The sequence below is a fragment of the Caballeronia sp. LjRoot29 genome (genome assembly GCF_964252755.1).
Lineage (GTDB): Bacteria > Pseudomonadota > Gammaproteobacteria > Burkholderiales > Burkholderiaceae > Caballeronia.
This window is the reverse complement of the sequence record NZ_CAXUPU020000006.1, coordinates 147,566-167,857: the sequence shown is the minus strand read 5'-3', so window position 1 is coordinate 167,857 and position 20,292 is coordinate 147,566. Positions and strand designations below refer to the sequence as shown.

The window sequence follows — 20,292 nt, the reverse complement described above, 5'->3', positions numbered from 1 at the left end:
CGTCATTTCTTTGTCCAAAGCGACAAAGAAACGAAGCAAAGAAAACGCTTTTAACAGCACTACCCTAAGTGTCCACAGCGTGCAGTTTTCATTCATGGGTGCCCCAAAAGCACGGTGCTCGCCAGAACTTAGGATGTGTGAACCCCTCCTTCTCGCGAATACTGACACGAACACGCTTCGCCCCGTACGCTCTCGGGCAAGCACCCGTGTTCCATGAACCAGCACAGCCCCATGCGCTTTTTAGGCTCCCATTTTGTTCATGTGTTAGCCCCCGGTTTGTGCAGCAATACTCGTGGAAATAGCCTTAATTCGTGGGTTCTGACAGGTCGATCGTGTGGTCTGCGTAGCAATTTCGTAGATCGCGCGACGGCCGGATGCAGGTTAAATTTTCCAGTTTGGCTGCTATATTTTTGTTAGGCGTTTGTTTAGCACGCGCGTTATTTCGGCCACCTGTGGCCTTACACATTTCGGTGATTCAATTTCTGAGTGGGTTGCCGGCATGTTTCGGGATCCGAATCTATTTGGTGGATGGTTTACGCGGATAGCGCGGGGTGTACCTTGGGCAGGTTCAGTCACTGGTGGCGAAGCGTGGGGTATCCGTGTTCGGAGAAAGAGGGGTTCACACATCCTCCGCTCTGGCGAGCACCGTGCTTTTGGGGCACCCATGAATAAAAACTGCACGCTGTGGACACTTAGGGTAGAGAGGTGAAAGCGCTTTCTTTGCTTCGTTTCTTTGTCGCTTTGGACAAAGAAATGACGCGCCGCCACGCGCAGTGGCTAATAGAGCGAAAAAGATCAGCCAGAACGGAACCCGCGAAAACCTGAAAAGCAGCAACCCGGCAATGACTCAGACCGTTAGCGCAAGAACCACCAACCCGGCATAGACCCGAACCCCAACCCCTAACACCCCCCCGTCCACCGGCGCGAGCAAAATGACATTTCTCTATAAGGCCAGTTCCGACCGCGGAACCCAATGGGCAAAACTCTTCGCCCAAAAAGCACCAGAAATCCCGTTCCGCATATGGCCAGACACCGGCGATCCCGCGAAGGTCCGCTACCTTGCCGCCTGGCAACCACCCGAAGACCCCGCCCGCACGCTACCGAACCTCGAAGTCATATTCTCAATCGGTGCCGGCGTCGATCAATTCGACCTCTCCGGCGTGCCCGAACACATCCCCGTAGTCCGCATGATCGAACCCGGCATCGTCGAAGGAATGGTCGAATACGTCACCCAAGCCGTGCTCACCATCCACCGCGACCTCCTCGACTACCAACTCCAGCAGCAACAAAAAACATGGGACCCGCTGCCCGTACGCGCCGCGTCAACCCGGCGCATCGGCGTACTCGGCCTCGGCGTATTAGGCACCGCCGTGCTGGAACGGCTGAAACTATTCGGCTTCCCCTGCGCCGGCTGGAGCCGCTCAGCCCGGGATATCGAAGGCGTCGAATGCCATGCCGGCGCAAATACGCTCGACACCTTCCTCGCGCGCACCGATATCCTGATCTGCCTGCTCCCCCTCACCGTCGCCACCCGCGGCATGCTCAACACCGCCCTATTCAACAAGCTGCCACGCGGTGCATCGTTGATTCAAACCGGCCGCGGCCCACATCTAAATCAGGATGACCTGCTCGCCGCACTTGCCAGCGGCCAGCTACAAAACGCCATCCTCGATGTCACCGATCCCGAGCCGCTACCGCAAACACATCCGCTATGGACGCACCCGCGCGTTCGGATCACGCCGCATATCGCCAGCGAAACGCGGCCGGACAGCGCCGTGGAAGTCGTGCTCGACAATCTGCGACGCCATCAGGAAGGCCTGCCGATGATCGGACAAATCGATCGCAGCCGCGGTTACTGAATCTGGCCGCTCGCCCGGGCAAATCATCGTTTTTACGCGCCCGTGGCAGAAAATGCTGCGGACGCGCTGCAAAACGCGGCATCCGCGTTATTTCACGAATTGTTTAGGACGTCGGACTCCTGTGCATCTTCTCTAGTATGGAACGGTCATCAGCCCCTTTCCGCGACGAGAAAAATTCCCATGTCGAACCAATCGCTCATCGAAGCCGACCGTAAGCACCTGATTCATCCGGTCATCAACTATCGCGCCCACGAAGCCCGCGGCGTCACCGTACTCGAATCCGCCAGCGGCGCATTCCTGCGCGATGCCGACGGCATCGAACTCCTCGACGCGTTTTCCGGACTCTGGTGCGTCAACGTAGGCTACGGCCAACAAAGCATCGTGAAAGTAGCGGCCGAACAAATGGCCCGCCTCCCCTACGCCACCAGCTATTTCCACTTCGGCAACGCACCCGCGATCGAACTGGCCGAGAAACTGGTCGAACTTTCACCAGCCTCGCTGCAACACGTGTATTTCACGCTAGGCGGTTCCGACGCAGTCGACTCCGCCGTGCGCTTCATCACGCATTACTTCAACGCAACCGGCCGGCCGTCGAAGAAACACATCATCGCGCTCGAACGCGGATACCACGGGTCATCGGCGGTCGGCGCGGGATTGACCGCGCTGCCGGCGTTCCATCGCAACTTCGACTTGCCGCTGCCGAACCAGCATCACATCCCGTCGCCGTACGCGTATCGCAACAATTTCGCCGATGATGCCGCGCTGATCGCCGCGTCCGTCGCGGCACTGGAAACGAAGGTCGCCGAACTCGGGACGGAGAACGTCGCCGCGTTCTTCTGCGAGCCCATCCAGGGCTCGGGCGGCGTGATCGTGCCGCCGTTCGGCTGGCTGAAGGCCATGAGCGACGCGTGCCGCAAGCTCGACATCCTGTTCGTCGCCGATGAAGTCATCACCGGCTTCGGCCGCACCGGCCCGCTGTTCGCCTGCCAGGCCGAAGACGTCCAACCGGACCTGATGACGGTCGCCAAGGGCCTGACGGCCGGTTACGCGCCGATGGGCGCCGTGCTTATGTCGGACGCTGTGTACCAGGGCATTGCAAACGGCGACGCCGCCGCGATCGTCGGCCATGGTCATACGTATTCGGCGCACCCGGTCAGCGCGGCTATCGGCATCGAAGTGCTGCGTCTTTATCACGAGGGCGGCCTGCTTGAGAACGGCGTTCGCCATGCCGAGCGTTTCGCGCGCGGCCTCAACGCGCTATTGGCGCATCCGCTGGTCGGCGATTCACGTCATCGCGGATTGCTGGGCGCGCTCGAACTCGTCTCCGATAAAGCAACCCGCCAAGGCTTCGATCCCGCGCTCAAATTGTCCGACCGGATCACGGCCGCCGCGTACCGGAACCGTCTGGTATTCCGTGCGTTCGGCGACAACATCCTGGGTTTTGCGCCCGCATTGAGCTACACGGAAGCCGAGTTCGACCTGATGTTCGAGCGCCTCGAGAAGACGCTTGACGAGGTGCTCGCCGAACCCGAAGTCCGCGCCGCGCTCAAGCTTACGGCGGCGTCAGGCAGCGCCGTACCGGGAGCCGAAAGCGGCGCCCAGGGCAAGGTGAAAACCCACGTAGCTGCGTGATAAGATCGAATCACATTTTTGAGACGATCCCCCGCAACTGGAGCGACATTCTGACGATGAGCAGCGAAGGCAAGCTTGACCGCATAGATCTGCGCATCCTTTCGCAGTTGCAGAAGAAAGGCCGCATTACGAATGTCGAGCTGGCCGACGCGGTCGGGCTCTCGCCGAGCCCGTGCCTGATCCGCGTGAAGCGGCTGGAGAAGGCGGGGTATATCGTCGGATATGGCGCGCAGATCCAGCTTGAGAAGCTCGGCGACGTGCAGATTGTCTTTACCGAAGTCACGCTGGCCGATCATCGGCGCGAGGACTTTATCAAGTTCGTCGCGGCGATCAAGGATGTGGATGAGATCGTGGAGTGCCATCTGGCGAGCGGCGGATACGACTACCTGCTCAAGTTCGTGACGCGCAGCGTGAGTCACTATCAGAGCATTATTGAAGGCTTGCTTGAACGCGATATTGGCATTGAGAAGTACTTCAGCTTCATCATCATCAAGTCGCCGTTCGTGAAGAATCACTACCCGCTTGAGAGTCTGTTTTCACAGAATCACAGTTAGGGAATTCAGGGCGCCGGCAAGTTCCATTGTGCGAACTCGTCGGCGAGAAAGTCCACGCATACCCGCACTTTCGCGGACGACGCCAGCCGCGCCGGGTAGACCGCCCAGACGTTGGCGGGCTGTGTGACATCGGGCAGCACTTGCACTAGCTTCTTGCTCTCAAGCAACGGGCGGACGTCCCATAGCGAGCGCAGCACGATCCCGCGCCCGGCCAGCGCCCATTGCACCGCGACCTCGCCGTGATTTGTCGACAACGGCCCGGTCACCTTGATCGAAGCCGGTTCGCCACGCACATGCAAGCGCCACAAACCGAACGGATGATCGCGTTCCTTGATCGCGAGGCACGCGTGGCTTGCGAGATCGGCCAGTTGCTTTGGCGCGCCATGACGTTCCACGTAAGCCGGCGAAGCGCACAACAGGCGATGATTCGACGCCAGCCGCTTCGCGATCAGATGCGCTGCGATATCGTCGCCGATGCGGATATCCAGATCGAAGCCCTCCCCTGCGACATCCACCAGCCGGTCGAACAGGTCGAGGCGCACGCTCAATTGCGGATGTTGGTCGGAGAGACGTGCGAGGGCGGGCGCCACGATATGCCGTCCGAAGCCGAAGCTGCTGGAAATGCGCAGTGTGCCGCGTGGAATGCGGCGTGTGGTGGATACGTCTTCGACGAGATGATCGACGTCGTCGAGGATTTTTTCGGCCCAGGCGTAGACCCGTTCGCCTGCCTCGGTGATGGCGACGCGGCGAGTGGAGCGATGCAGGAGGCGTGTGCCGAGTTCGTTTTCGAGGACGCTTACGCGTTTGCTGACATAAGCCGCCGAGACCGACAGGACATCGGCTGCGGCGCTGAAGCTGGATTTGCGGGCGACGGTGCAGAAAACGCGGAGATCATCGAGATTTGGGGAAGACGGGATATTCATTATTCACGCTTCGTGCACAGTGGCTTAACCAAAACGCTGATTTTAAGCCTTGCAGAGCGGAATAAAATAATGAAGACAGCCCCTGCGCTATGGGTTAGTGACGTGGTTCATCGACCTTACAAATTCGGTGTGTGGTTTACGCGGATAGCGCGGGGTGGTCCTTGGGCAGGTTCAATGACTGGTGGCGAAGCGTGTGGGTATCAGTGTTCGGAGAAGGAGGGTTTCAAACATTCTAAGCTCTTGCGAGCACCGTGCTTTTGGGGCACCCATGAATAGAAACTGCACGCTGTGGACACTTAGGGTAGAGCTGTTAAAAGCGTTTTCTTTGCTTCGTTTCTTTGTCGCTAAGGACCAAGAAATGACGCGCCGCCACGCGCAGTGGCTAATAGAGCGAAAAAGATCAGCTAGAAGGGAACCCGCGAAAACCTGAAAAGCAGCAACCCGGCAATGAACCAGACCGCTAGCCCCAAAAACCCAGAGTGCGAACGAAACTCAACAGGACCTTGAACATGACGAAAACCTACAAAATCGCAATCATCCCTGGCGATGGTATCGGCACAGAAGTGATGCCTGAAGCCATCCGCGTCCTCGACGCTGCCACGAAGCGCTTCGGCATATCCATCGAATACAAGCACATAGAATGGGCCAGCTGCGACTACTACCAGAAGCACGGCCAGATGATGCCTGACGATTGGAAAGCGCAACTACAGGATTGCGCCGCCATCCTCTTCGGCGCAGTCGGCTGGCCCGACACTGTCCCCGATCACATTTCCCTGTGGGGTTCGCTCCTTAAATTCCGCCGCGAGTTCGACCAATACATCAACCTGCGCCCGGCCCGTTTATTCGAAGGCGTGCCGTCGCCGCTCGCGAACCGCAAGGCCGGCGACATCGACTTCTGGATCGTGCGTGAAAACACCGAAGGTGAATATTCATCGGTGGGCGGCGTGATGTTCGAGGGCACCGACCGTGAGTTCGTGCTACAGGAATCCGTCTTCACGCGCCACGGCAGCGAACGCGTGTTGAAATTCGCATTCGATCTCGCCCAGCGTCGCGAGAAGAAAAAGATCACTGTCGCCACGAAGAGCAATGGCATTGCGATCAGCATGCCGTGGTGGGACCAGCGCGCCGCCGAAGTCGCAGCGCTCTATCCGGACGTAAAGTGGGACAAGCAGCACATCGACATCCTGTGCGCCCGCTTCGTCCTGAATCCGGACCGTTTCGACGTGGTCGTGGCCACCAACCTGTTCGGCGACATCCTCTCCGATCTCGGCCCGGCGTGCACCGGCACCATCGGCCTCGCGCCGTCAGGCAACCTGAATCCCGAGCGCAAATTCCCGTCGCTGTTTGAACCCGTGCATGGATCGGCGCCGGACATCGCGGGCAAGAATATCGCCAACCCGGTTGCCATGATCTGGTCGGCGGCCATGATGCTTGAGTTCCTTGGTGACTTCAAAGGCCCGGAAAAAGACGCGCACGATGCGATCCTTGCGGCGATAGAAGCGACGCTCAAGGAAGGTCCGCATACGGGCGATCTCGGTGGCAAGGCGAACACGACGGAAGTCGGTCAGGCAATTGCTGCGCGCCTGGCTTGAAGTAGTGCGTTTAAATTGATTAGCATGAGTTAGTTGGCTTAAATCAGGAGCATGGACTTATGACACGCCAGTTCGAACTGAAGGAGTTGATCCGCCCGGATAATTTCATCGATGGCCAATGGCGCGCGGCGGCTGACGGCGCGCGCTTCGCCGTCACGGATCCCGCCACCGGCACGGTCATCACGCAAGTTGCCGACAGCAGTCCTGCCGACGCGCGCGCCGCCACCGACGCCGCCGCGCGCGCAGCGCCCGCGTGGCGCGACTTGCTACCCAAGGAACGCGCGGCGATCCTGCATCAATGGCACGCGCTGATCGTGGCGAATCAGGATGCACTCGGCGCGCTGATATCGCTTGAGCAGGGCAAGCCGCTGGCCGAAGGCCGGGGTGAAGTAGGCTATGGCGCGTCTTACGTTGCATGGTTCGCCGATGAAGCCACGCGCATTTACGGCGACATCATTCCGCAGCAGCAACGCGGCAAGCGCATGACGGCAGTCAAGGAACCGATAGGCATTGTCGCGGCCATTACACCGTGGAATTTTCCGCTCGCGATGATCGCGCGCAAGATCGCGCCGGCGCTCGCGGCCGGCTGCACGGTGGTTGCAAAGCCGGCTGAAGACACGCCGCTGACGGCATCGGCATTGGTGTTCTTGGCACACGAAGCCGGTGTGCCGGCGGGCGTGCTGAACCTCATCACGGCGTCGCGGGATCATGCGGTGGCGACCGTCGCGGACTGGCTTGAAGACGCGCGCGTTCGCAAGATCACGTTCACGGGATCGACGCCGGTAGGCAAGTACCTGGCGCGTGAATCGGCGGGGACGCTCAAGAAGTTATCGCTGGAACTGGGTGGCAATGCGCCGTTCATTGTCTTCGATGACGCCGACCTCGACGCCGCCGTCACCGGCCTTCTCGCCTCCAAATTCCGCAACGGCGGACAGACTTGCGTATGCCCGAACCGCGTGTACGTACAAGCGGGCGTCTACGATAAATTCGCGGACATGCTGAGCCGCCGCGTTGCCGAGCTGAAGGTTGCACCGGCCACCGACCCCGACGCGCAGATCGGTCCAATGATCAATATCCGCGCACTGGACAAGATCGCGCGTCACGTAGACGACGCCCTCGCGCATGGTGCGCGCGTGCTTGCCGGCGGCAAACGCCTGCCCGAACTCGGCCCGAATTATTACGCCCCGACCGTGCTCGCCGATGCCACCCACGAGATGCTCCTGTGCGGCGAAGAGACCTTCGGCCCGGTCGTTCCGCTGTTCCGTTTCGACGATGAAGCCGAAGCCATCGAAGCCGCTAACAACACGCCGTTCGGTCTCGCTTCGTATTTTTATAGCCAGGACTTGCGCCGTATCGACCGTGTGTCGCGCGCGCTGGAGGCGGGAATCGTGGGTATCAACGAAGGCGCGTTGTCCAGCGAAGCGGCGCCCTTTGGCGGCGTAAAAGAATCGGGCTATGGCCGCGAAGGATCGAAGTATGGCCTCGACGACTACCTCTCCATCAAGTACCTGTGCCAAGGAAATCTAGCATGAGCACGCCCACTGAAAATTATCCGATCGAGGTCACGTTCCCCGATATCTCCGTGCATGCGAAGTCCGAGTCGGGCATTCCGTACGTGCACACGTTCGACTCTGGCGTACCGGGACCGCACGTGATGATCAACGCGCTGACGCACGGCAACGAGGTGTGCGGCGCGATTGTGGTCGATGCGCTGCTGCGCCTTAAATTGCGGCCACGGCGCGGCCGCCTGACGCTTTCGTTCGCGAACGTAGAGGCGTATGCGAGCTTCGATCCTTCGAAGCCCGATGCCGCCCGTTTCGTCGATCAGGACTTCAACCGCGTGTGGACCAGCAAGGTACTAGACGACACATCGCATACATCCAGCGAGCTCGAACGGGCGCGTGAGATGCGTCCGGTCATCGACACCGTGGACGCCCTGCTCGACCTCCATTCAATGCACGAACGCAGCAAGCCGCTGATCGTTGCGGGTCCGCTGGACAAGGGCATTGAGTTGTCGCTGCAAATTGGCACGCCGGCCACGGTGATCTGCGATGAGGGTCATCCCGAAGGCCGCCGCATGCGCGACTACGAGGGTTTCGGCGATGCCGGCAGTCCGAAGAACGCGTTGCTGATCGAATGTGGACAGCACTGGGAACGCAGCGCGGTTACCGTCGCCCGCGATACCACCGCACGGTTCCTGCTGCTCTCCGGCGTGGTCGAGAGTGAAGACTTGCCCAGCGACTGGCTGAGCCCACTACCTTCGGTCATGCATGTGGTGCGCGTCACGCAACCAGTCGTGGCGCAGAGCATGGATTTCCGCTTTGCCGCGCCCTACACGGGTCTGGAAATTTTCCCGGAGGCAGGCAGTTTGATCGGCTGGTCGAATGGTGAACCGATCCATACGCCTTACGACGACTGCATGCTGGTGATGCCTTCATTGCGGCAGTTGCGACCCGGCGTAACCGTCGTGCGCCTTGGGAAAATCGAGCGAACCGTAGAGCGCGATAGCGCGGTCTGACGTGACGATTAACGAATCAATAAGGTCCACATGAAGGTTCAGCAAATCAAGCAGAGCGTTAGCCTGCAAAATCTCGAGGATTGGGGCACCGCAGGTTTACCCGGCACGACCCCGATCAAAGTCTCCGGCGCGCAACGCGTGATCAAAGGCAGCGAAGCGATCGATACCGGTATTTTCGAGTGTTCGGCGGGGACGTATCGGCGCTCGGTGAAACAGGCTGAAGTCATGCATTTCATCGCGGGCCGTGGCCGCTTTACGGCGGACGGCGAAGACACGATTCACTTCACCAGCGGCGACACGCTGTTTTTTGAAGCGAACACCGACGGGCTGTGGGAAGTGGAAGAAACCATGCGCAAGGTATATGTGATCTTTTAGTGTCGGAAGGATCCGGGCGAGACCGCCCGGTGTGACCAACGGCCGCTCTTGAGCAGCGGCCGTATTAAATAACTTCCATGACCTGTAGCGGCGGCTTCGCGCTATGGCGATAAAGTCCGGGCACTCTGCCCCCAGTTCGCACATCTCCTTTAGCGACCCGTCTCCTTTATACGTTCATCAGAGTTTTTTACCGCTGCCTCGCTGTTCACCGAGCAAACTCCTCGCGCCCGGTCATGCGCGCTTCAGTCCAAGCCATCCGGTGTCACGAAAATTGCTGCCAACGTCGTTAAGCTCGATCGAGCTTGGCGCGGTCACGCTTTTGCGATGACCGGAACTTTCGGATCAGATAACCACTTTTACGGTGCAGACTATGGACGTCCAAATGTCGGAAGAGCAGATTCGCACGCTTGCGTTCCATCTATGGGAGCAGGACGGTAGTCCCGAGGGACGCGCAGACGAGTATTGGGAAAAAGCACGGCAGCAACTCGGTGTTGAAGGTTCGGCGCAAGACGAGAAGGCGTCGAATGGCAGTGAGGCCGAGACACAAGGATTTGGCGAAGAACCCGAGGCGACGTCGAACCGCCCACTGGCTGAATAGAAAGCACGCGCCTGAGCGATTCGGCCTTGCGATGACACAGGGCCGTTCGACGAAATGCGGGTTTCCTTTGCCCACGCGCCCCGCGCTTAGCGGGACGGAAAATCCTTTGGAATCTTTGCAAGGCAGCACACCACGTATGCATCGCGCGTGATACCGCATCGCTGTTCACGTGGTCATTTTCGAAACGTAGCCACTAGCCTAGGTCCCGAGACAATCCGGACAGAGCGCCAAGTACGGATGCTAAATAAGTTTAGCGGTCACCTTGAGCAATCTTCAAACGCCCGCCAATCGCGCTCATGGTTGCGCGACTTCAATACTGTTGCCCTAAACATACGCTTAACGCGATCTTTCTCGTGGCACAGCCCCAGCCAGCAAGGGTCTGAGCGGCTGCATTGGTAACACTACCAATGTCCTGAACCAAACAGTTGGCGCTTACTGGAAGAACACGAACTGCGGCTGTCCTGTGGTTAGTCTCGTGATTGCGCCATTGCGCATACGTCGACCGAGGCACGCCGTTGTTTTCGCCGATAACTAAACGAAGTGGTGTTCAACATGAAGACGTTCAATCATCTCAGTGCCTCGACCTCGTCGAGTGCAGGAAGCCGTAGCAAGGTATCCAAGGCAGCCGCCAAAACCGAAACGCAGTGCTCCTCATATGTATCGATGCTCCAGGCGCCTATGACCGTGCTTGCCTGCAACGTGTCCGATCGCGCCGACATTACCGCTGTTGCAATCCTTGGCTATAACTAGACGCGTTGTTGCAAGGTGGATTTACGGGCTTTACCGGCTTGATTAAAACCTGCCGGTGAAATGAAGCGCTAAGCGCACGCGAAGGCCGCGTTGATTAAAGCAACACGGCCACCGCCTCGCTTTCTCTTTCGGGTTACTTGAAGCACACACTCCAGGCGCGCATAAGTCAACACGCGACCGGCGCACGCTGGATATTGCGTGCATGAGCTCGCGTCCCACGAGCGGTCCAAGGTCAAACCATCAACGTCAGGATATTGACACCCCGAGTAAGTGCCCTACGCAAAAGGTAAAGCTTGCGGCAATACACCCAATAACGATTTGCCTTATCGCTGAGAATGCAGCTCCACGCCCATTGAATAGCGACGTGAACACGCCTATTGCAGCGAGCGCCAGTGCGCTTAGCGCAACGCACTGGATGACTGCCGCAAGTCCACTGCTCCACAGGAAAGGCATTGCCGGGAAAATTGCACCCATTGAAAACAGGCAAAAGGAAACGCCTGCGGCCGACCACGGATTCCCGCCCAACTCGGCTGGGTCCAGACCGAGTTCTTCGCGTATGAGGGTGTCGAGCGCTTTGTCCTTGTCTCGCATGATCTGGGCGGCAACACGTTTGGCCTCGTCACTGTCCAGGCCCTTGGCTTGGTAAATCAGCGCGAGTTCGTGTCGCTCAGCGTCGGGCGTATGTTCCAGCTCGTCTGCTTCTTTCGCGATCTGGGTACGTGCGAGTTCTCGCGCATTGGTCACGGATAACCACTCGCCCAGCGCCATGGAACACGCACCGGCTATCAGGCCTGCGAAAGCGGTCAGCAGGATGGTCTTGTTGTTGATGCCGGCGCCCGCCACCCCCATGATCAGGCAGAAATTCGATACCAAGCCGTCGTTCGCCCCAAGAACAGCGGCCCTTAGATCATTGCCCGATGAGACACCCTTGTGCCACGACTCCGCGTCGGCAATCTCCGCGCCTTTCGACTTCGACGGACGCTTGCGATTCGCCACGCTTTGCACCATGTCCGCGTGCCGATGCTCTTCTTCCGCCATCTGCGCAGCATCCGGCTGCCCCGCATATTTATCCCGATCCGCGTATTCGGCAGCGGCGACCGTACGCAGGACAAAATCCGGTCCGAAAACGCGTACGAGCGCCCGCATGACCCGGGTCTTGGCGCTGTATTGATGCGTCCGGGCCTTGACGCCGTTCGCCCGAAGCTTCTCGCGCCACACTTGCGCGTGCTTGAACTCGGACGCAGCGAGTTCCGCATAAATGGCCTTCTTCGAACGATCCTGCTCGACGTTCGCGAGCGTTTCGTAAAGCGCCGCGCTATCGAGTTCGTCGGCCAGGTTTGACCTGAACCTTTTTAGCTCCGTTTTGGATGCCAAAGGATTGCTCTCCCCGGTGGATGCTGAAATTGTGCTTTCAGCAAATCCTAGCGGATCAAGCGTGCTAACTGCTTAAAGACCCTGAACGTCTGCGTAATTGCGAATAGCAATGGTTTGTACAACGTTTGTGGTGCGGCTCAAGGTTTCGTTTAGCGCAGCGCGCACCTCACGCATTGCGAGCTACAGGTTCCCGGGTACCCCATATGACGGCGCCTGCTCCGGGCGTTTTGCGCGCGTTGCGTAGTCGTTCATTTGCGGCTCGTAGCGCTGCCAGAGCGCGCGTAAATCAGCGATGGGTTCATCGGACCAATCCACCCGCAACTCAGCAAGCGGCCAGACGTCTCGCCCGTATACGCAAAAACCCGCTGAGTGCACGGGTCCCGCCTCACCGCCTGCCGCCGCGCCCGCTTCCAGCGAGCAGATCAGGCGCTCGGCAAGCGAGCTCGCATTAGACGCTTCGAAAGCTTCCACCATGGCGGCCGGGATACCATCGTGCGCAAGCAGGTTGCCCGCCGCAATACAGTCGCGCCCCGCCTTCGTCGCGATAGTGCCAAGCCCTTTCGCGCCGGTCACCGCTTCGCGTGAACCATCGGCGTCGAGTACCGCAAGCTGTCGCCACTCCGCGTAGGGCCGTGCGTCCTGCAACTGCCGCAAGGTGCTTTGCGCCCCGAATCCCTGCGCCAGCAAATTCAGTCCGAGCGCGCCAAGACGAGGATCGGTCACGTTCTGGCTCAGCACCACGCCGTGCGGACTCGCCCATAAGCAACGGCTAGGCACCGCGATGCTCGAACTGCACACAATGCCGCCGACCATACCTGTGCGCTCGCATCGGCCAGCCAGTGAAAAGGTCATGAGAAGACTCCGCTCAACTGTTTGGAATGACGGCAATCACATCGATCTCAACCAGCCACTCGGGCCGTGCGAGCGCTGAAATCACGAGCCCTGTGGAGACCGGATACACACCCTTCAACCACTTGCCCACCACCGTATAGACCGCCTCGCGATAACGGATATCGACGAGATAGACCGTGATCTTGCAGATATCCTCGAGCTTGCTGCCGGCTTCGTCCAGCAGCATCGCAATGTTCGCCATGGCTTTTTCGGTCTGGACGGCGACGTCACCCACGCCCACCGATTCGCGCGTATCGAGGTCCTGGCCTATCTGGCCGCGCAAATAGACCGTGCCGTTGGCGACCACCGCCTGGCACAGATCGTTGTCCAGTTTCTGCTCGGGGTAGGTCTCGCGAGTATTGAATTTGCGGATGCGGGTATGGCTCATGGACACCTCACACTACGCGCTTGAGCCGCGGCTCTGCGCTGGATTGAACAACACGGTCCGACAAGTTCGCCGCCTTCTTCACGTGACCAAGCGTACTGTCGAAATCGAAGTTGCGGAACACGGCGCCCAGATGCGCGAACGGCGGCGACTGGGCAAACAACTGGAATGTGAGCCGATGTCCGGCGTAGTCCGAATTCAGCAAGTCGCGGGCGAAGGCGAGCAACTTGCGCCGGTCGTCGGAGACCCAGTTTTCATTGACGGTGTAGTACTTGTCGAGCCAGTCGCTGATCTCCGGATTCGCAAACGACGCCGCATCCGGCGTCACGCAGATCTGGCCGCCGCACAACTCACGGGCGAGATGCATCATCTCGTGAAGCCGCGAACACGCTTGCACGCGGCCGGTATAAAGCAGCGACTGGTTGGGCATCATCAGCCCTGCGGGACTGCGCTCGCCGCATGCAATGGAGGCTGTCAAATGCGCATTGATGGTCTCCCTGTACACCGCGAGCGTGGACAGTTTTTCCTGCACGGCCTGCTGCTTTTCCAGTCCCGTCTGACGCGCATTGAACAACGCCGCGCCAATCATCAAATCGGCCAGACGCAAGTTGCGCTGAACGAATGCGAACGCGCTATAGCGATGCAGCGTGGCGCGAATAAACGTGGCCGCCTTCGTGTGCTGATAGAACAATACGTCTTCCCACGGGATCAGGACGTTGTCGAAGATCAGCAGCGTATCTATTTCATCGCAGCGATTGGAGAGCGGATAGTCGTCCGGATTCGCCCGGCCCGCGAAGCCCGTGCGACAAATAAACTTGAGCCCCGGCGCAGACATGTTGACGATGAAACCAACCGCATAGTCCGAGAGTTTCGCATCGCCCCAGTTGGCGATAGTCGGCTTGACGAACGCCTGGTTCGCGTACGCGGCCGCCGTCTCATACTTGGCGCCACGGACCACAATGCCGGCATCGGTTTCCTTCACCACATGCAGCAACATGTCCGGGTCCTGCTCCTGCGGCGGTTTCGAGCGATCGCCCTTCGGGTCCGTATTCGCGGACACGTGGAACGGATCCTCGTGCAACGTACGATGAATGTGACGCTCGATATTCTCCGCAAAACGCGGGTCGACTTCGTTAAGCACATCCTTGCCGTCATACAGCGACCACATCTCGCCAATGGTTTCATCACCCACGCGCGTGGCAATACCGCCCACGTCATCCAGCACGGTGTCTACTGCCAGCCGCTTGTCGTGCCAGTCCTGCTGCGTGTACGGCAGCTTCAGGCCGATGGCGTTGCGCTCGCCTGTGGTTTCATCGGCGTAACTCATCACGCCTTGCGTCGCTTTCTCGTGCGCCATGTCGTAGATGCGCGCACGGATATCGACAATAGGCTTGAACATGGGATGCGTGGTCACGTCATTCACGCGTTCGCCGTTGATCCAGACTTGCCGTCCGTCACGAATTGAATCGCGGTACTGCTCGCCGGTTCTGATCATTTACTGTGCCTCGGTCCGTTGGGAATGTCGTTCGGGAATGGTGCTGATCGTCTGGAACGAGAGGGTCTAGAAGGCCAGGAACTGGCCGTAGTCGCGCTTGCAATAGAGCAAGGGCATGTGCGTCACCGGTGCGCGCGTGACGGCCACCACTTCGCCGAAAAACACCGTATGCGTGCCAATGACCTGTTGCGCGACCACGCGGCATTCAAGCGCGGCCACCGCGCCGTCGATAAGCGGTACGCCCAGCGTGCCGGCCGTATGGGTACAGCAGGAAAAGTCGAACGGCTTGGACGTTGCCGAGCGGCCGGCGAACGTATCCGCTATGCCGCGCTGCGCCACGTTCAGCAGGTTCACCGCGAATACGCCGTTTTCTGCTATTGCCCCATTCGCCGGGCTGCGCGTGTTGATGCAGACCAGCAACGTGGGCGGGTCCGCACATACCGAACTGCAGGCGCTGACCGTGACGCCGAAACGCTGGTCGTTCGTGCCGGTCGTCACTACGTGAACCGAAGTGGAATTCGACGCCATGGAATCCAGGAACGCGGAGCGCAAGGCGTCTACGTCTTTAGCTCCTGCGCTGCCACATTCCGCCGCACATTCCGATAAGCCGCTGTCTCGTTGCATGTCGTCCCTCTCGCGTTTGCCCTAGCCTTTCGCAAAATCTACGCTCGGGCGGCGCATCCGAAAAACATATTTCAAAAATGCAAATCATCGCTTTTGCCTATGCAAGCCTATTTATGTCCACGCACAATAAGCGCTAGAAAAGACCACGGGGCGGATCATGGAACCAGCGCAATTACGCTATTCGCTGCGTCAGTTGAGGTACTTCGTCGTCACGGCGGAAGTCTTGTCGTTCACTGCCGCGGCCAAGCTGCTGCATATCTCGCAGCCGTCCATCTCCACCGCGCTGGCGGACCTGGAGGTGTCGTTCGGAGTCCAGCTTTTTATCCGCCATCACGCGAGCGGGTTATCCCTGACGCAGGCCGGCCGCGACATGCTGGGACGTGCGCGCGACCTGCTCAAGAACGCGGAGGACCTGCAGACGGCCGCCAAGGAAATGGACGGCGGCATGTCCGGCGCCATCACGCTTGGCTGCCTTGTTTCGCTCGCACCGCCGCTCATGCCCGCGATGATGAGCCGCTTCCTGGCCGACCATGCGGGCATCGCGTTTCGCACGCTCGAAGCGCATCAGGAGGACTTGCTGCGGGGCCTGCACGACGGTTCGCTGGATATAGCGCTCACTTACAACCTCGACCTGACCGATGACATCGCCTTCACGCCGTTGCTCTCTTTGCCGCCTTATGTGATCCTGCCGAAGACCCATCGGCTGGCTCGCGCGCGCAGCGTGGCGTTGGCCGACCTGCGCGACGAGCCGTACGTGATGCTCGACCTGCCGCACAGCCGCGAGTACTTTGCCGGACTCTTCGATGCCGTCGGCGACCGGCCGATCGCCGCGTTCAAGTCGTCCCAGCCCGAAGTGGTACGCGGCATGGTGGCGAACGGGCTGGGCTACAGCATCCTCAACTTCCCGCTCAAATCGAGCCGAACAGTGGATGGCGAAGACTTTGTCATCAAGCAATTCAAGGACGAGGTGAACGCGACCACGCTGGGTATCGCGCAGTCCAGAAGCATGAAGCTCCGGCAGGTCGTCCAGCATTTCGCCGCGTTCTGCGAAGCCGAAATCAAGCGCCAGCACTCATGAACTGAAGACTCCCCTCTAGATAGGAAAAAGCTTGGTTCTACATGCAAAAACAATATTTTGGCTGGTAATTTGACTTGATAGATTGATGTCCATGCAGTGAGCAACCCGCAGTCAAGACTCAAGCGGGTTGCCACATTCACTGAATGGGACAGGGAGGCGCGATGGATTCTGCAACGGCATCCTCGGCGGTAACGTCATCAGCGGCGTCGACGGCATCCGGCGCTGGACTGGATATCGTCCGTCAGTTGCAGGCGAACTGCGAACGCCCGTTCAGCGATGCACGCTCCATGCCGCCCACCGTCTATACCTCGCCCGATTTCCTGGCGCTGGAACAAGAACGCATTTTTCGCCGCGAATGGCTGTGCGTTGGCCGTGCAAGTGCAGTAGCCGAAGCGGGCGACTATCTCACGGCGGATATCGACGGTCAGCCGATCGTCGTGCTGCGCGACGAGCACCTGGAGTTGAAGGCGTTTTCCAACGTGTGCCTGCACAGGATGTCCGTGTTGCTTGAGGGGCGCGGCAACACCCGCCGTATCGTGTGCCCCTATCACGCATGGAACTACACGCTCGATGGCAAGCTCCATGGCGCGCCCATGATGGAGCGTCAAAGCGGATTTTGTAAGGAAAGCTACCGATTACCCACGGTGCGATGTGAGGCTTGGCAAGGCTGGATCTACGTCACGCTCGATGCCGGTGCACGGCCGGTCGCCAAGCAACTCGCCGGCCTCACCGATCTGATCGCCGACTATGGTATGACCGATTACAAGGAAACATTCTACGAAGAGCACGTCTGGGATACGAACTGGAAAATCCTGGCCGAAAACTTCATGGAGAGTTACCACCTGCCGATGCTGCATCGGGCAACCGTTGGGCCGCATTCGCGTCTCGACGAGATGGAATGCCCACCCGGCCACGACGCATTTAATTACCACTGGATCACCAAGGAAGCATCGCTACCCATTGGTCAGGCGCATCCGGATAACACGCGTCTTCAAGGGCACTGGCGCAAGACGACCGCGCTGCTCGCGATCTACCCGACTCATCTCGTCACGCTGACTCCGGGCTATTTCTGGTACCTCGTACTGCAGCCGCTGAGCACGGGCCGCGTCCATATCCGCTTCGGCGGGGGACTCGCGCCTGAGTTCATCGCGGATCCGAGGGCCGGGCAATACATGGCGTCGCTGAAAGAGTTGCTGGATGCAGTCAACGAGGAGGACCGCCGAGGGGTGCAGGCCGTGTTCCGTGGTGTGCAGGCGCCGCTGGCGAAGCCCGGTCATCTTAGTCATCTCGAACGGCCGAACTACGACTTCGCGCGGTATCTCGCGCAGCAGCTTGCCTGACACATAAGAAAACGCATACAGCAAAACGCATAAAGCAAGACACGCAACGCCGATCTGAAACCCGGAGCCCACGACACGATGTCAACCCACTCCTTCATCTCCTTTGCGAGTGTGAGCAAGACGTATGACGGCGTTCACTATGTCGTGGAAGGGCTTGATCTCGACGTAGCGAAAGGCGAATTCGTCTCGTTGCTCGGGCCGTCCGGTTCTGGAAAAACCACCACGCTGATGATGCTCGCCGGTTTCGAGTCCGCGACTCAGGGAGAGATCCGCCTGAACGGAAAACGCCTCGACGATAAACCGCCGCATCAGCGTGACATCGGCATGGTGTTCCAGAATTACGCGCTCTTCCCGCACCTGACGATCGAGCAGAACGTCGCGTTCCCGTTGTCGGTAAGAGGCATTGGCAAAGCAGAACAAAAGGCGCGTGTGAAGCGCGCGCTGGAGATGGTCGAATTGCCGCAACTGGCTTCCCGCCGGCCGTCGCAATTGTCAGGCGGACAGCAGCAGCGCGTCGCCCTCGCCCGGGCACTCGTATTCGAGCCCAGCGTGGTGTTGATGGACGAACCACTGGGCGCACTCGACAAACGCCTGCGCGAAACCATGCAGTACGAAATCATGCGGCTGCATCGCGAGCTGGGATTGACGGTTGTGTACGTGACGCATGACCAGGCGGAAGCGTTGACCATGTCGGACCGCGTAGCCGTGTTCTCCGATGGCCGCATCCAGCAGGCAGCGACACCTACAGAACTTTATGAAAACGCGCACAACGCGTTCGTGGCGAATTTTGTTGGTGAGAACAACGGCTTGACGGGGCGAGTGCTCGAACAGGATGCGAGCTGGGCGACGCTGGAACTGCCGGATGGCGCGGTCATTCGCGGCCGTTGCGGACGGGGCTTGCGCAACGGCGAGGAAGCGATGCTCGCGTTGCGCCCCGAGCGCGCGCACATAGCGTCGGCTGACGCCGAACATGACGCCGCGGACACCAATGCGGTGACCGCGCGCGTGGAAGAACTCGTGTATTGCGGCGATCACCACCGCGTCCACTTGAAACTCGGGGAGCTTGGTCATGGCGACAACCTCATCGTCAAAGTCCCGAATACGCAGCACCACGATCTTCCGTCACTCGGCCAAGCAACCGTCGTGGCATGGCGCCACGACGACTGCAAGATCCTCGCAACAGCCGCTACTGTCGCTCGCGGCTCTGCTCCGTCCTTCACCGCAGGAGTCCACTAACATGAAAGCAACACTCGTTCGAACCGGTCTGACGGGCATCGCCGGACTCACCGTCGCAGCGGCCAGCTTGTTCGCCGCCACCGCACATGCAGCCGATACCATCTCCGTCGTGACCTTCGGCGGCGCTTACGAGGCCGCGGCGAAGAAAGCGTTCTTCGAACCGTTCACGGCAGCGACCGGCATCGGCTTCTCGACGGAATCGTACGATGGCGGGCTCGCCAAACTGTCCGCGATGGAACAGGCCAAGAACCCCACATGGGACTTGATCGACCTTGAATCCAACGACGCCATCACCGGTTGCGATGAAGGCTTGTTGCGCAAGATCGACCGCAAGTCGCTTGGCAACACCAGCGCCTTCATCCCCGGTTCGATCATGGATTGCGCGGTCGCCGCCATGGTCTGGTCGACGGTATACGCCTACGACACGACCAAGCTCAAGAGCCCGCCGACGACCATCAACGACTTCTTCGATTTGAAGAAATACCCTGGAAAACGAGGCCTGCGCAAGTCGCCGAAAGTGACGCTCGAATGGGCGCTGCTCGCCGACGGCGTGAAAGCAACCGATGTGTACAAGGTGCTCGGCACACCTGCCGGTGTCGACCGCGCGTTCAAGAAGCTCGACACGATCAAGCCAAGCATCGTCTGGTGGGAAGCGGGCGCGCAACCGCCGCAATTGCTCTCCGACGGCGCGGTGATCATGACGCAGGTCTACAACGGGCGTATTGACGACGCAGTGCACAAGGACCACAAGCCGTTCGTATCGGTGTGGGATGGCCAGGTCTATGACTTCGAATGGTGGGGCATTCCGATGGGTGCGAAGAACGGCGACGCCGCAGCCAAGTTCATTGCTTCCGCCTCCACCGCGCAAAGCTACGCAGACCTGACGAAGTACATTGCTTACGCGCCGCCGCGCAAGGATGCCATTCCGTTGATTGCGAAGGACCGCCTCAACGACTTGCCGACGGCTCCGGCCAACTTCAAGCATGCGCTGCAGATCAACGCGAGCTTCTGGGCGGATAACGCCGACCAGATCAACAAGCGCTTCCAGGTCTGGCTGACACAGTAAGG

Annotated in this window: 18 protein-coding genes; 12 read left to right on the top strand and 6 right to left on the bottom strand. The window is 59.5% G+C overall.

Features of this window, described 5'->3' with window-relative positions:
* The first annotated feature begins 932 nt into the window (after positions 1-932).
* From ACSQ83_RS09945 to ACSQ83_RS09935, 3 genes are all read left to right on the top strand, one after another.
* Positions 933-1,859: a 2-hydroxyacid dehydrogenase gene (locus tag ACSQ83_RS09945; protein WP_436228004.1), complete on the top strand. Its 927-nt coding sequence runs from the start codon at positions 933-935 to the stop codon at positions 1,857-1,859.
* Positions 1,860-2,039: 180 nt separating this feature from the next.
* Positions 2,040-3,491, top strand: coding sequence for an aspartate aminotransferase family protein (locus ACSQ83_RS09940; protein ID WP_414951698.1), 1,452 nt, complete (start codon positions 2,040-2,042; stop codon positions 3,489-3,491).
* 56 nt (positions 3,492-3,547) lie between these two features.
* Positions 3,548-4,045: an Lrp/AsnC family transcriptional regulator gene (locus tag ACSQ83_RS09935; protein ID WP_062089182.1), complete on the top strand. Its 498-nt coding sequence runs from the start codon at positions 3,548-3,550 to the stop codon at positions 4,043-4,045.
* Positions 4,046-4,050: 5 nt separating this feature from the next.
* On the opposite strand, the gene ACSQ83_RS09930 is transcribed toward ACSQ83_RS09935, so the two are convergent.
* Positions 4,051-4,962 carry a LysR substrate-binding domain-containing protein gene (locus tag ACSQ83_RS09930; RefSeq protein ID WP_436228078.1) on the bottom strand — a complete coding sequence of 304 codons (912 nt, stop codon included), beginning with the start codon at positions 4,960-4,962 and terminating at the stop codon, positions 4,051-4,053.
* A gap of 515 nt (positions 4,963-5,477) precedes the next feature.
* Between ACSQ83_RS09930 and ACSQ83_RS09925 the strand changes: the two genes are divergently transcribed.
* From ACSQ83_RS09925 to ACSQ83_RS09905, 5 genes are all read left to right on the top strand, one after another.
* Complete coding sequence (locus tag ACSQ83_RS09925) at positions 5,478-6,560, top strand: tartrate dehydrogenase (RefSeq protein WP_414951697.1); 1,083 nt, start codon at positions 5,478-5,480, stop codon at positions 6,558-6,560.
* 59 nt (positions 6,561-6,619) lie between these two features.
* Positions 6,620-8,092, top strand: a complete 1,473-nt coding sequence (locus tag ACSQ83_RS09920; protein ID WP_414951696.1) for an NAD-dependent succinate-semialdehyde dehydrogenase — start codon at positions 6,620-6,622, stop codon at positions 8,090-8,092.
* Positions 8,089-9,078 (top strand): M14 family metallopeptidase, encoded by a 990-nt coding sequence (locus ACSQ83_RS09915; RefSeq protein ID WP_414968672.1) that lies wholly within the window; start codon positions 8,089-8,091, stop codon positions 9,076-9,078. Before ACSQ83_RS09920 ends, ACSQ83_RS09915 begins: the two co-directional genes overlap by 4 nt.
* 30 nt (positions 9,079-9,108) lie before the next feature.
* A complete protein-coding gene (locus ACSQ83_RS09910; protein ID WP_436228003.1) occupies positions 9,109-9,453 on the top strand; it encodes a cupin domain-containing protein in 345 nt (114 codons plus the stop codon).
* Positions 9,454-9,823: 370 nt separating this feature from the next.
* Positions 9,824-10,051: a DUF2934 domain-containing protein gene (locus ACSQ83_RS09905; RefSeq protein ID WP_436228002.1), complete on the top strand. Its 228-nt coding sequence runs from the start codon at positions 9,824-9,826 to the stop codon at positions 10,049-10,051.
* A 996-nt stretch (positions 10,052-11,047) separates the two neighbouring features.
* Here the strand turns inward: ACSQ83_RS09905 and ACSQ83_RS09900 are convergent.
* From ACSQ83_RS09900 to ACSQ83_RS09880, 5 genes are all read right to left on the bottom strand, one after another.
* Positions 11,048-12,175, bottom strand: a complete 1,128-nt coding sequence (locus tag ACSQ83_RS09900) for a VIT1/CCC1 transporter family protein (RefSeq protein ID WP_414951691.1) — start codon at positions 12,173-12,175, stop codon at positions 11,048-11,050.
* Positions 12,176-12,355: 180 nt separating this feature from the next.
* The gene (locus tag ACSQ83_RS09895) at positions 12,356-13,027 is read right to left on the bottom strand and encodes a DUF1028 domain-containing protein (protein WP_414951690.1); all 672 of its coding nucleotides are present in this window, start codon (positions 13,025-13,027) and stop codon (positions 12,356-12,358) included.
* Between the two features lie 13 nt (positions 13,028-13,040).
* Positions 13,041-13,454 carry a RidA family protein gene (locus ACSQ83_RS09890; RefSeq protein WP_414951689.1) on the bottom strand — a complete coding sequence of 138 codons (414 nt, stop codon included), beginning with the start codon at positions 13,452-13,454 and terminating at the stop codon, positions 13,041-13,043.
* Between the two features lie 7 nt (positions 13,455-13,461).
* On the bottom strand, positions 13,462-14,946 hold the full coding sequence (locus tag ACSQ83_RS09885; protein ID WP_414951688.1) for a 4-hydroxyphenylacetate 3-hydroxylase family protein: 1,485 nt from the start codon (positions 14,944-14,946) through the stop codon (positions 13,462-13,464).
* Between the two features lie 66 nt (positions 14,947-15,012).
* On the bottom strand, positions 15,013-15,570 hold the full coding sequence (locus ACSQ83_RS09880; protein ID WP_436228001.1) for a flavin reductase family protein: 558 nt from the start codon (positions 15,568-15,570) through the stop codon (positions 15,013-15,015).
* A 157-nt stretch (positions 15,571-15,727) separates the two neighbouring features.
* On the opposite strand from ACSQ83_RS09880, the gene ACSQ83_RS09875 reads away from it, so the two are divergent.
* The 4 genes from ACSQ83_RS09875 to ACSQ83_RS09860 all read left to right on the top strand — a co-directional run bounded on the left by ACSQ83_RS09875 (position 15,728) and on the right by ACSQ83_RS09860 (position 20,290).
* Positions 15,728-16,648, top strand: a complete 921-nt coding sequence (locus ACSQ83_RS09875) for a LysR family transcriptional regulator (protein WP_414951686.1) — start codon at positions 15,728-15,730, stop codon at positions 16,646-16,648.
* A 161-nt stretch (positions 16,649-16,809) separates the two neighbouring features.
* Positions 16,810-17,988: an SRPBCC family protein gene (locus tag ACSQ83_RS09870; RefSeq protein WP_436228000.1), complete on the top strand. Its 1,179-nt coding sequence runs from the start codon at positions 16,810-16,812 to the stop codon at positions 17,986-17,988.
* Positions 17,989-18,066: 78 nt separating this feature from the next.
* Positions 18,067-19,224, top strand: coding sequence for an ABC transporter ATP-binding protein (locus ACSQ83_RS09865; RefSeq protein ID WP_414951684.1), 1,158 nt, complete (start codon positions 18,067-18,069; stop codon positions 19,222-19,224).
* Position 19,225: 1 nt separating this feature from the next.
* Entirely contained in the window at positions 19,226-20,290 is a 1,065-nt protein-coding gene (locus ACSQ83_RS09860; protein WP_436227999.1) for an ABC transporter substrate-binding protein, read from the top strand.
* The last annotated feature ends 2 nt before the right edge of the window (positions 20,291-20,292 follow it).